Genomic DNA, 12,878 nt, shown 5'->3' with positions numbered 1-12,878 from the left:
CAATGACAGGACTAGAGATTTGGCTGCTTGCTATAGGTTTGGCAATGGATTGTTTCGCTGTTTCGATTGCAAGCGGCATCATTTTAAAACGTATTCAATGGCGACCAATGTTAGTGATGGCATTTGCTTTCGGTTTCTTTCAGGCTATCATGCCTTTTATTGGCTGGATGTGTGCCAATACTTTCAGTTATTTGATAGAAAGTGTAGATCATTGGATAGCTTTTGCCATTTTGGCTTTTCTTGGAGGACGAATGTTTTACGAATCTTTTAAAGAAGAAGGATGCAAACAAGAACTTAATCCGGCAAGCCCGAAAGTAGTGCTTACGATGGCTATAGCAACAAGCATTGATGCACTGGCAATCGGCGTTTCTTTTGCTTTTTTGGGAATACAAGATTATAGAGATATCCTTTCTCCTATTCTCATTATCGGATTGGTATCACTCATCATGTCTCTTGTCGGACTTATTTTCGGTATCCGATGCGGGTGCGGTTGTGCACGAGAATTGAAAGCCGAACGATGGGGTGGAATTATTCTTATTATTATCGGAATTAAAATATTGATCGAACATCTGTTCTTTCAATAAAATCTACATTAAATAGAAAGACGTATGAAAACAAAGAAGAGTTTCATTTGGCTGGCTTTCCTGATTTTAGCCACAATCTGGATCTTGGTCAGACGTAATCAACAAAATGACTATAATAGCATTACTGGTTTAGTATTTGGAACAGTATATAACATTACCTATCAATATAAAGGTGATTTAAAACCAGAAATCGAAGCGGAGTTAAAACGTTTCGACTTTTCTTTATCGCCATTCAATGATAGTTCAGTAATTAGCCGAGTCAATCGCAATGAAGAATTGGTAACAGATACTTTCTTCCAGAAATGTTTCAACCGTTCCATGGAGATTTCCCGCGAGACAAAAGGTACTTTTGATATTACGATAGCTCCGCTTGCAAATGCCTGGGGATTTGGTTTCAAGAAGGGAACATTTCCCGATTCATTAATGATAGACAGTTTATTACAAATAACTGGATATGATAAGGTGAAATTGGTAGATGGTAAAGTAATCAAAGACGATCCTCGCATGATGCTGAGTTGTAGTGCTGTAGCTAAAGGATATTCGGTAGATGTGGTAGCGCATTTTCTGGATAGTAAAGGTATCAAAAATTATATTGTCGATATAGGTGGCGAAGTGGTTGTAAAAGGAAAAAATTCTCAAGGTGGTTTATGGCGTGTTGGAATTAATAAACCTATTGACGACTCTCTATCCAGACAGAAAGACTTGCAAACCATACTTGAAATTACGAATGCCGGTCTGGCAACTTCAGGTAACTATCGTAATTATTATTACAAGGATGGTAAGAAGTATGCACATACGATTGATCCAGAACGGGATATCCTGTGCAACACAGTATTTTATCTTCTACGGTAATAGCTAAAGATTGTATGACTGCTGATGCACTCGCTACTGCTTTTATGGTAATGGGATTGGAAGAAGCGGAGAAATTTTGCAAAGCGGACCCCAACATTGACGCTTACTTCATTTATAGTGGAAAAGATGGAAAATTTGAAACTTACTTCACAGAAGGGATAAAGAAGTACATAAAAGAAATCAAATAAAAAAGAGAAAATAAGGAATAAAAAAAGGCTCTGTTTCATGTACACAGAGCCTTTGTCTTGTCCAAACGGATACTCAGTATCGATCAAAAAGAATGTCTATTTAAAAGGTATCAAAAAACTATTTCATGAATACGAAATACACAGCTGCAATCAGGCAGACGAATGCGGCAAAATGATTCCAATGCAACGCTTCGCCTTTAAAAAGGACAGTAGTAAATATAGTAAAAATAACAAGAGTTATCACTTCTTGAATTACTTTCAGCTGCATTAAAGTAAACGGACCTCCATTACCAATAAAACCAATTCGATTCGCCGGAATCTGGCAGGAGTACTCTGCAAGTGCAATAAACCATGAGAACAGTATGACTGTATAAAGAGGCCAGTTCGAAATAATTTTCATTTCCTGCAACTTCAAATGTCCGTACCAAGCAAAAGTCATAAAGACATTAGAGACAATCAGTAATAAAATGGTGTATGTCGCTTTCATAATGTAAAAGTTATATTAATCTATTTTATCCGGTAATAATTCTTCCTGAACATTCGTCATGCTTCCCCATAGACTGAATCGTGCCTCCGGGTTCATTTTTTCCAACTGTCGTAGAATTTCTTTCATGTCGTTCCGGCTGGATTTTGATTCATATGGACAATGCTTTACTTGCTTTCGATAATCATGTAAAACAGCCAACTCTATTAAATCTGATTCGTGCACCAAACACATCGGACGAATAATCGTCATATCAAATTTCTTCATCTCCAGTCGAGGTGGCATAGTACTGAAAGCTCCCTGATATGTGATATTCATCAAAAGAGTTTCAAGAATATCATCCATGTGATGTCCTAAAGCAATCTTATTGCAACCTTGTTCTTTAGCAATCGTAAACAAAACTTTCCTACGATTCCAGGAACAGAGGAAACAAGGAGACTTACGTGTATCTGTAGCAGGATCAAAAGAAGTTTCATACTGTACAAAAGGTACTCCAAATATCTCACAATGTGCTTTCAAATATTCTGTATCACTCTGATAAGGTATATTTGTCATCACTACATGAGCTGCTACTACCGAGAAATGTGGTTTATAGATACGGGCACGTTTACCCAACAATTCGACAAGTGCCAAAGAATCTTTTCCACCCGACAGTCCAATGAGGATTTTATCCCCTTCTTCTATCAGGCCATATTGCACCACTCCTTTATTAAAACGCCGTTCAATACGGCGAATCATCTTCTCTTCTTCGGTAAACTGTGTCATAACTTCAAAAATCGGCTGCAAAAGTAAACGAAAAGAATGATTTAAAGAAGAATTAACATAATAGAATCTCTAAAAAAGAGTTTATTTCTAATAAATTTGTATTTTTGAACAGTTGATAGATTAATGAATAACTGACATACGATTGTCTTCTATAAATCTATCATTCATAAACGCTAAAAACGATGAAAAGAAAATATATTCTACTTTTAATTTGCAGCTTTTTCCTGAGTGGAATCTCTGCTCAAACAATTGAACAGGCTCGCGCTTTATATGCTAAAGGTAATTATGAAGAAGCCAAACCGATCTTTAAGAAATATGTTAAATCCCAACCGTCAAATGGTAACTATAACTTTTGGTATGGAGTATGTTGTTTGAAGACCGGAGAGCCTGAAGAAGCAATTCCATATTTGGAGGTTGCTGTCAAGAAACGTGTTACTACCGGGCAACTCTATCTGGGACAAGCATACAATGATAGCTATCAATCGAAGATGCAATAGAATGCTACGAAGAGTACATTGAAGAACTGAATAAACGCAAAAAACCGACAGAAGACGTTGAAGCTCTTTTGGAAAAAAGTAAATCGGACTTGCGTATGCTAAAAGGTGTCGAAGAAGTTTGTATTATTGATAGTTTTGTGGTAGATAAGGCCAACTTTCTGGCAACCTACAAAATCAGTGAAGAATCCGGCAAGTTATTTACTTTCAACGAATTCTTTCAAACAGAAGGAAATCATCCGGGAACAGTATACGAAACTGAAATAGGAAACAAAATATATTACAGTGAGCAAGGAGAAAGAGGAAACTTGGATATATTTTCAAAAAACAAACTTGCGAATGAATGGAGTAATGGACGTCCATTGCCCGGTAGTATCAACGAATCCGGAAATGCCAATTATCCTTTTGTATTATCAGACGGACTGACTATTTATTATGCGACAGATGGTGAAGGACTAGGCGGCTATGATATTTTCGTCACCCGCTACAATACCAATACGGACAGTTATCTAACTCCGGAAAATGTAGGTATGCCATTCAATTCTCCGTACAATGATTATATGTATGTGATCGACGAATACAATAACTTAGGATGGTTTGCTTCGGACCGTTTCCAACCGGAAGGTAAAGTCTGTATTTATGTGTTCATCCCTAACTCATCTAAGAAAACATACAACTATGAAGCGATGGATACGCAGCAAATCATCCGACTATCCCAGATTCATTCACTAAAAGAAACTTGGAAAGATGAGAATGAAGTCAATGAAGCTTTGCAACGTTTGCAGGAGGCGATTAATCATAAACCTCAGGAACGTCATACCATAGATTTTGAATTTGTTATTGATGATAACACTACTTATTATCTGTTGAACGACTTTAAATCTTCTAAAGCCAAACAGCTTTTCCAACGTTATCAACAGCTTGAAAAAGATTATTTGCAACAGGTAGATAAATTGGAGAACCAACGCCAACAATATGCTCAAGCAAACAAACAAGGTAAAGATAAAATGGCTCCGGCTATCCTTGATTTGGAGAAAAGAGTCTTGCAAATGTCCGGAGAACTGGATACTCTTGCTGTAAGTATCCGTAATACAGAAAAAACAAACTCTAAATAAAACAGAACTATGGATATACTAATTATCGCCGTTCTCATTATTGCCGCAGTGATACTATTTTTAGTTGAACTGTTTGTGATCCCAGGTATTAGCCTAGCAGGCATTTCAGCACTTGTCTGTATTGTCTATGCCAACTTTTATGCGTTTGCTAATCTGGGCATGGCAGCCGGATTTATCACTTTAGGAATATCGACAGTAGCTTGTATCGGCTCTTTGGTCTGGTTTATGCGATCAAAGATGTTGGACAAACTAGCTCTAAAAAAAGACATCGACTCTACTATAGACCGTAGTGCAGAAAAGAAAATAAAAGTGGGTGATACTGGAATCAGTACAACTCGTCTGGCACAAATCGGCTATGCCAACATTAACGGTAATATTGTAGAAGTAAAATCAATGGATGGTTTACTTAATGAGAAAACTCCGATCATTGTCAGCCGGATTACCGACGGTACAATCATGGTCGAGAAGCTGAAAAACTAAATATTCACTTTAATACAAACTATCAATGGACACATCTTTTTATTTGCCTATCTTTCTGATTGTCGGAGGTATTATCTTCGTGATAATATTTTTCCATTATGTGCCGTTCTTCCTTTGGTTGTCGGCCAAAGTATCCGGAGTTAATATCTCGCTGATACAGTTATTTTTAATGCGTATTCGTAACGTTCCTCCTTATATTCTCGTTCCGGGAATGATTGAGGCTCATAAAGCGGGACTGAAAAATATTACGCGAGATGAATTGGAAGCTCACTATCTGGCGGGCGGCCATGTAGAAAAGGTTGTACATGCCCTGGTATCTGCATCGAAAGCTAACATTGAATTGCCTTTCCAAATGGCTACTGCCATTGACTTGGCCGGACGTGACGTATTCGAAGCAGTACAAATGTCTGTAAACCCGAAAGTTATTGATACTCCTCCTGTAACAGCTGTTGCAAAAGATGGTATCCAGTTGATTGCCAAAGCACGTGTAACAGTACGTGCCAACATCCGCCAGTTAGTCGGTGGTGCCGGTGAAGATACAATTCTTGCCCGCGTAGGTGAAGGGATCGTTTCTTCTATCGGTTCTTCTGAAAGCCACAAGTCAGTGCTCGAAAATCCGGATTCTATTTCCAAACTTGTACTTCGTAAAGGTTTGGATGCAGGTACTGCTTTCGAAATTCTATCCATTGATATTGCAGATATTGATATAGGTAAAAATATCGGTGCCGCTTTACAAATCGACCAAGCTAATGCTGACAAGAATATTGCTCAGGCTAAAGCGGAAGAACGTCGTGCCATGGCCGTTGCTTCCGAACAAGAAATGAAAGCTAAGGCCCAGGAAGCTCGTGCTAAAGTTATCGAGGCAGAAGCAGAAGTTCCGAAAGCAATGGCAGAAGCTTTCCGTAGCGGTAATCTAGGAATTATGGATTACTATCGGATGAAAAATATCGAAGCTGATACTTTAATGCGCGAAAATATTGCAAAACCAGCTTCTAGTGGCAATACGAACCAACCTTTGAGTAAATAAGAGACTTACTCTGGCAAAAGAGATAAGGGAGGTGGAAATTTACTACTAATGTTTTAATAAAACTTTTCCTAGTCAGGATTGTTCTTATTTTATAAAACACAAGTAAAAGTTCCACTAAAATATAAACTATAGCTTTGGGAACTGATTAAAAAAAGAATCTTTTATACCCTCTCTTGCGAATAGCAGTAAAGGGAGTAAGATGAAGTTTCTAACTTTTTAGCCAGTTCCCAAATGTTTTAAATCATAGCATTATGAAAAAATACTTTCCATCCTCAGAACTGATTATCAACGAAGACGGTTCAGTATTCCATCTTCATGTTAAGCCCGAATGGTTGGCTGACAAAGTAATCCTGGTAGGTGATCCTGGTCGCGTAGCACTCGTAGCTTCTCATTTCGAAAACAAAGAATGCGAAGTGGAAAGCCGCGAGTTTAAAACTGTTACCGGAACTTATAAGGGAAAACGAATAACAGTGGTATCTACAGGTATCGGTTGCGATAACATAGATATTGTGATGAATGAACTGGACGCTCTCGCCAATATCAATTTTGAAACCCGAGAAGAAAAGGATGAATTCCGCCAGCTAGAATTAGTACGCATCGGTACTTGTGGCGGTTTACAGCCTAATACTCCGGTAGGAACGTTCATCTGTTCACAGAAATCTATTGGATTTGATGGCCTTTTAAATTTCTATGCCGGACGTAATGCAGTATGCGACCTGCCTTTTGAATGTGCTTTTATCAACCATATGGGATGGTCAGGCAATATGTGGCTCCGGCTCCCTATGTTATTGACGCCAGCGAAGAATTAATCGAAAGAATTGCCAAAGATGATATGGTACGTGGTGTCACAATTGCTGCTGGAGGATTCTTCGGTCCACAAGGACGTGAGTTACGCATCCCTTTAGCAGATCCCAAGCAAAATGATAAGATTGAAGCATTCGAATACAAAGGTTTTAAGATTACCAATTTCGAAATGGAAAGTTCAGCACTGGCAGGACTTAGTCGCTTAATGGGACATAAAGCGATGACTGTTTGTATGGTAATAGCCAACCGACTGATAAAAGAAGCGAATACTGGTTATAAGAATACAATCGACATATTGGTAAGAACAGTTTTGGATAGAATCTAGAATTAAGAATGACTCTTAAAGTTGCTAAGAATATCTTTGTCTTTCTATAAATGTGTATAAATGAAAATATACATACTCTTTCAAAATTAGATTACTATATATGGATGATCTTCGATAATATCTTTTCATTCAGAGCGTAGTGAAGAATCTCTTCTTCATATACAAAGAAGAGATTCTTCACTACAGTCATCTGACTATACCTTATATGTTAAAATCAAAAGATGTTATGAGCGAAGCTAATGACAGATACTATAATTGACTATAATATTAATTATGATGTACTACTTGGTTTAATAACTTGACTTTTGGCAGACTTCTACCAAATTTATTAAAATAAGGTGAGTCTATTTCAAAAGAATCAATAGCCAATCGTAAACCGTTCCCGATGATGTTGAGGATATTCTAATTCGTCAATCATTGCAGCTGCATAGTCTTCTACAGAAATATGACTATTGCCTACAATATCCACAATCATATCATCTTTTCCTAAACGATAACGTCCAGTACGTACTCCCGGTTTCATATCAGCTGCCGGAGAGAAAAACACCCAATCCACTTCCTTCTCCTTTTTCAAGAAATTCAAATAGAATTCGCCTAAAGCTTTTACTCCTGGTAAAATATTCTCCGGTACCTCTCCCGAATCCATCAATCGCAATCCCGGAGCAATAAACAATGAACCGGCTCCGCCTACCATCAGAAAACGATCCACTCCTGCTTTCTTAACTCCATCAATAATAGTCAGATAAACTTTTATGGTTTCCTCATATATATTGGGATTATTCCATCCCGGATTAAATGCACTGATTACAGCATCAGCTCCTTTGCAAACTTCGTACACCTGCTTCAACGAAGACATATCAGCTTTCACCACTTTCAGTTTTTCATTCTCAATTTTTATCTTTTCCGGATGACGAACTACGGCTGTAACCTCAAAATCACGATTCAAAGCCTCATTCAAAAGGGCAAATCCGACAAAACCACTAGCACCTATGAGGACAATCTTTTTCACTTTCTTCATATCCCATCAAAAATTAGATTGTTATTACTATTTCTAATAACACTATGATCGTTAAAATGTTGGTCTCTCAAAGAAAGATAAGTTAGCCAATATAAGACTCTATAGTTTCCTTCAATCGTTCCAAGGAATACGGTTTGGATATTACAGCATTACATCCTGCTTGAATAGCCTGTTGTTGTTCTGTATAGAATGCATATGCCGTAACCGCTATAATAGGCACTGAAAGAGAAATAGTACGTATCTTCTCCGTCGCTTGAATACCATCCATTACAGGCATACGAATATCCATCAATATCAGATCCGGTTTCTCATGAATAAAGCTATTCACAGCTTCCTGTCCGTTACGTACCCACAAAATTGTATATTCTTTCTTCAACAAAATATTCAATTGAGCAAAGTTGGACTCTATATCTTCAACAATTAATATCTTCTTATGCTGTTCAGACTGCGAATCCTTCTTAGAAGTAAGTATTCTCTCAGCCACTTCTTTCGGCATCTCCAAATAGGCAGATAAAGTGAAAACGTACTTCCTTTTCCTAGCTCAGAACTTACTTCAATCTTACCTCCTAAACGTTCTACAATACTTTTACAAATAGAAAGTCCTAATCCAGTACCTTGTACGAAGTCATTCAACTTTTCAAATCGGGTGAAAATACGCGGAAGCTTATCTTCCGGTATTCCACAACCAGTATCACTCACGAAAAGCTTTAACCAGTCTCCTTCATGCTTCAACCCCAATGTGATAACTCCACTCTCAGTATTTTTGATAGCATTCGATAGGAAATTGAAAAGCACCTGCATCACTCGGTTACGATCAGTAGATGTCCAGAATTCTTCTTCCGGTCTAATAACTCCAATTCAACATTGGACTTCATTTTAAGTTGATGCACTTTTTCCACTTCATCAATCAAACCGGAAATCTCAACTTGCTGAAAATGCATTTCAGACTTCCCTGATTCAATACGTGACAAATCGAGAATATCATTTATCAACTGCAACAATAAATTACTATTTTTCTGTATAATCTCTAGGTATTCATGTTTTTCTTCTTCATCTTCTGTCACCGCCATAATCTCTGAAAAGCCAACAATGGCATTTAGAGGAGTACGAATTTCGTGACTCATATTCGCCAGAAAAACCGATTTCATACGGTCTGCATCTTCTGCCCGACGCTTAGCCTCAATCAATTCTTGAGAACGACGAATCCGATCACCAATGTCATGTATCAGTGCGAGTACCTTATTCGATTCAAATGGAGCAATCCGCGCTTGGAAGTAATATTTTCTGCCTTCAACTTCTAATGGATATTCAATCTCCTTGAGTTTTCCATCTGCCAAACACTCCTTAATATTACAGATAAACAATTCACTCACTTCCTTGGAATAGATATTCCGAGCATCTGCTCCTCTCAACACTTCTACCGGATGAAGCAAAATTGTTTCCGGTGCCATCAGTACATCAGTTATAAAGAAATTATCATCAAAAATAAATATGAATTCAGGCAGTGCTTCTATTATTTTACGATTATAAATTTCGAGATGTTTTATCTGTTGTTCTTTCTCACACTGTAAAGTAACATTAACAGTATAAGCTAATAATTTACCTGGATGTCCTCCGTCATTATCTTCTCTATGAGACAAAAAATGATCCTCCAGCCAAATTATTTCTCCATGTTCACCTATACAGCGAACCCTCATCTGCGACATTTTCGACTCCGATGCAAGCATTTCCGCAAACGCTTCCTTATAAGTATCAATATCATCGGGATGCGCAAACTGATAGAAATCATCAATATCTTTAAAAATAACGCCTGCTTCTTTCAAACCCAGCACATGAAAATAATCATCCGTAAAACTACACTTTCCTGTGCGTATGTCATATTCCCATAAAGCTATTTGATGAGCTGAAAGCACAGATCGTATTTTCTGCGAATTTTCACGTATAATTTCACTATTTTCGTTTAGTGAATATAAATTTGTATCTGGCTCCATAGACGATTACTACGTTTTGTATTGTTGTGTGTTTTTGAGTTGCAGCAAATATAAACAAATAAAGCACAACTTGTCCCTATTCTTCTTTTTTTTACTAAGAAAAAACTATCTTTGTCCATCCATAAAGAAAAAACAATGAATCAAGATACAATCTGTGCCATCGCTACTGCCCAAGGAGGAGCTATCGGAAGTATTCGTGTTTCCGGACCAGAAGCTATTTCCATTACTAGCCGCATTTTTAAACCGGGAAAATCTAACAAAAAATTCAATGAACAAAAGCCTTATACATTAACTTTCGGACGTATTTACAACGAGGAAGAAATCATTGACGAAGTACTTGTAAGCTTATTCCGTTCTCCTCATTCCTACACAGGAGAAGATTGTACGGAAATCACATGTCATGGTTCATCGTACATTCTCCAACAGGTAATGCAATTGCTCATCAAAAATGGTTGCCGTATGGCACAACCAGGTGAATATACACAACGTGCTTTTCTTAACGGAAAAATGGATTTAAGTCAAGCGGAAGCTGTAGCGGATTTGATAGCCTCATCATCCGCTGCCACTCACCGATTAGCCATGAGCCAGATGCGAGGTGGTTTCAGTAAAGAACTAACGGACCTACGTGGTAAGTTATTAGATTTCACTTCAATGGTAGAACTGGAGCTTGACTTTAGTGAAGAAGATGTGGAATTTGCCGATCGACAAGCTTTACGTCAATTAGCAGATGAAATAGAAGAAGTCATATCCCGTTTGGTCAATTCTTTCAATGTAGGTAATGCTATTAAAAATGGTATTCCTGTTGCTATTATTGGTGAAACGAATGCTGGAAAATCCACGCTTCTGAATGTATTATTGAATGAGGATAAAGCGATCGTTAGTAATATACATGGTACTACCCGTGATGTGATTGAAGATACTGTCAATATGAGTGGCATCACTTTCCGCTTTATAGATACAGCAGGAATTCGTGAAACAAACGATACAATTGAAAGCTTGGGTATCGAACGTACTTTTCAAAAGTTAGATCAAGCAGAAATTGTACTTTGGATGATAGATGCCACAGATGCTAATTCTCAAATTATTCAACTATCTGAAAAGATTCTGCCTCGTTGTGAAGGTAAACACTTAATAGTGATATTCAACAAAGCCGAGATCATACACGAGATCCAAAAGGATTCTCTAAGAACTCTTTTCCAACAAAACTTCTCGCAAGAACATACGGATATGATCTTTATTTCTGCAAAACAAAAGTTACACACTGATGAATTGGAAAAGATGTTAGTCAATGTTGCTCACTTACCCAATATTACACAGAATGATATTATCGTCACGAATGTCCGGCATTATGAAGCTCTAACCAAGGCATTGGAAGCAATACACCGAGTACAAGAAGGATTAGATATGCAGATTTCCGGTGATTTCCTAAGTCAGGATATTCGGGAGGTAATCTTTCATATTTCGGATATCGCGGGAGAAGTTACGAATGATATGGTGTTGCAGAATATATTTATGAATTTCTGCGTCGGCAAATAAGTGGTGATTACCAACGATTAGCATATATCTTCAATGATTATTAAGGCGTTCATTTTGAACGCCTTTCTTTTTATCCCTATAAGCGATAGTTATCGTTTATAGGGCTTTTTCAGCTCATTTTTGTACCGTATTTGTTGCTCGCTTGTTGAAGCCTTGTTTCTCACCAACAAGGTTGTGGAGATTTGAAACACAGTGAGACGTGGTGAGACGCACTGAAACAAAATTGGAGAAATAAACGGAGAAAAGAATGAGCAGTAACATCGAAATCAAGAAAAAATGTAAGTGGTGTGGACAGATTTTCATAGCCCACAAAACGACTACAAACTATTGTTCTCATAGATGCAACAATGCAGCCTACAAGGAACGGATTCGTCAAGAGCGCATAGCGACTTATCAAAAAGAGTTTTTAATGAACTCAGAAGAACCGTCTATTGAAAACAAGGAGTTCTATACGCCACCCGAAGCCGCAAAACTCTTAGGGATTAGTCGAGCCAGCATTTACCGTTACATGGCAGACAACGTAATTAAAGCGGTTCAATTCAAAGGAAAAACATTAGTCAGAAGAAAGGATATAGAGCTTCTCTTTGAAAATGCTGCGGAGTATAAGAAGAGAGTACCCATAGAGAAAGCCCCTATCACCGACTTCTACACCACAGCCGAAGTCAAAGAGAAATACCATGTAAACGAATCATGGATATTCTTGGTAGCTAAGAAGAACAACATTCCTCGCACTTTCAATCGTGGTAAGACCTACTGGAGCAAGAAGCACATGGACGCTTACTTTGCCAAGAAAGCCCCGAATCCCGATATTACTGAATGGTATAGTACACAAGAAATGCAGGATAAATTCGGCATGACTTTATCCGCCATCTACACCTTCGTTTCCAAGAATGCTATCCCGAAGAAGAAGGAGGGCATCATGGTGTACTACTCCAAGAAGCACGTGGATATAGCCAAAGGTGTGGCAGCACCCGAAGAACCGCAATACTATACGGTAGCCGAAGCGATGGAGAAGTTCAATCTCACCCGTGACCAACTCTATCACTATGCAAAGTATCATAATATCCCGAAGGTCAAGAAAGGCAAATACACGCTTATCTCCAAACCTGAATTGGATAAACTACTTGCCGCCCCAAAGATTGAATAAGTTATTTTTCGGTGAATGTACCCACCATTGAATCACCTTATTCCTTTGCACCATACAAATGTAAAACT

8 protein-coding genes and 4 pseudogenes are annotated in these 12,878 nt (G+C 38.0%); 8 read left to right on the top strand and 4 right to left on the bottom strand.

Features of this window, described 5'->3' with window-relative positions:
* The first annotated feature begins 2 nt into the window (after positions 1–2).
* Entirely contained in the window at positions 3–584 is a 582-nt protein-coding gene (locus JCM17102_RS02460; RefSeq protein ID WP_025073839.1) for a manganese efflux pump MntP, read from the top strand.
* A 24-nt stretch (positions 585–608) separates the two neighbouring features.
* Positions 609–1,624 (top strand): annotated as a pseudogene (locus tag JCM17102_RS25880) (FAD:protein FMN transferase).
* A 118-nt stretch (positions 1,625–1,742) separates the two neighbouring features.
* On the opposite strand, the gene JCM17102_RS02450 reads toward JCM17102_RS25880, so the two are convergent.
* Complete coding sequence (locus JCM17102_RS02450; protein WP_025073838.1) at positions 1,743–2,111, bottom strand: DMT family protein; 369 nt, start codon at positions 2,109–2,111, stop codon at positions 1,743–1,745.
* Between the two features lie 15 nt (positions 2,112–2,126).
* Entirely contained in the window at positions 2,127–2,873 is a 747-nt protein-coding gene (locus JCM17102_RS02445) for a PP-loop family protein (RefSeq protein WP_025073837.1), read from the bottom strand.
* Positions 2,874–3,055: 182 nt separating this feature from the next.
* Between JCM17102_RS02445 and JCM17102_RS25875 the strand changes: the two are divergent.
* The 4 genes and pseudogenes from JCM17102_RS25875 (at position 3,056) to JCM17102_RS25870 (ending at position 7,118) form a co-directional block, all read left to right on the top strand.
* Positions 3,056–4,482, top strand: a pseudogene (locus JCM17102_RS25875) (tetratricopeptide repeat protein).
* Positions 4,483–4,491: 9 nt separating this feature from the next.
* Positions 4,492–4,962 (top strand): NfeD family protein, encoded by a 471-nt coding sequence (locus JCM17102_RS02435; protein WP_025073836.1) that lies wholly within the window; start codon positions 4,492–4,494, stop codon positions 4,960–4,962.
* A 25-nt stretch (positions 4,963–4,987) separates the two neighbouring features.
* Positions 4,988–5,989: a flotillin-like protein FloA gene (gene floA, locus JCM17102_RS02430; RefSeq protein ID WP_025073835.1), complete on the top strand. Its 1,002-nt coding sequence runs from the start codon at positions 4,988–4,990 to the stop codon at positions 5,987–5,989.
* A gap of 251 nt (positions 5,990–6,240) precedes the next feature.
* Positions 6,241–7,118, top strand: a pseudogene (locus JCM17102_RS25870) (nucleoside phosphorylase).
* A 358-nt stretch (positions 7,119–7,476) separates the two neighbouring features.
* Here JCM17102_RS25870 and JCM17102_RS02420 read toward each other — a convergent pair.
* Positions 7,477–8,136 (bottom strand): NAD(P)-dependent oxidoreductase, encoded by a 660-nt coding sequence (locus JCM17102_RS02420; protein ID WP_136498434.1) that lies wholly within the window; start codon positions 8,134–8,136, stop codon positions 7,477–7,479.
* Between the two features lie 82 nt (positions 8,137–8,218).
* A pseudogene (locus tag JCM17102_RS29430) lies at positions 8,219–10,127 on the bottom strand (PAS domain-containing hybrid sensor histidine kinase/response regulator).
* 135 nt (positions 10,128–10,262) lie between these two features.
* Here JCM17102_RS29430 and mnmE point away from each other — a divergent pair.
* Both mnmE and JCM17102_RS02405 read left to right on the top strand, forming a co-directional pair.
* Positions 10,263–11,663 carry a tRNA uridine-5-carboxymethylaminomethyl(34) synthesis GTPase MnmE gene (gene mnmE, locus JCM17102_RS02410; RefSeq protein WP_025073833.1) on the top strand — a complete coding sequence of 467 codons (1,401 nt, stop codon included), beginning with the start codon at positions 10,263–10,265 and terminating at the stop codon, positions 11,661–11,663.
* Between the two features lie 247 nt (positions 11,664–11,910).
* Positions 11,911–12,810: a helix-turn-helix domain-containing protein gene (locus tag JCM17102_RS02405; protein WP_025073832.1), complete on the top strand. Its 900-nt coding sequence runs from the start codon at positions 11,911–11,913 to the stop codon at positions 12,808–12,810.
* Positions 12,811–12,878 lie beyond the last annotated feature (68 nt).

Origin of the sequence: Bacteroides faecichinchillae JCM 17102, from assembly GCF_000614145.1 — a bacterium.
In the GTDB taxonomy this organism is placed as follows: Bacteria; Bacteroidota; Bacteroidia; order Bacteroidales; family Bacteroidaceae; genus Bacteroides; species Bacteroides faecichinchillae.
The sequence above is the reverse complement of the archived record's forward strand: the minus strand, read 5'-3'. Positions and strand labels throughout refer to the sequence as shown.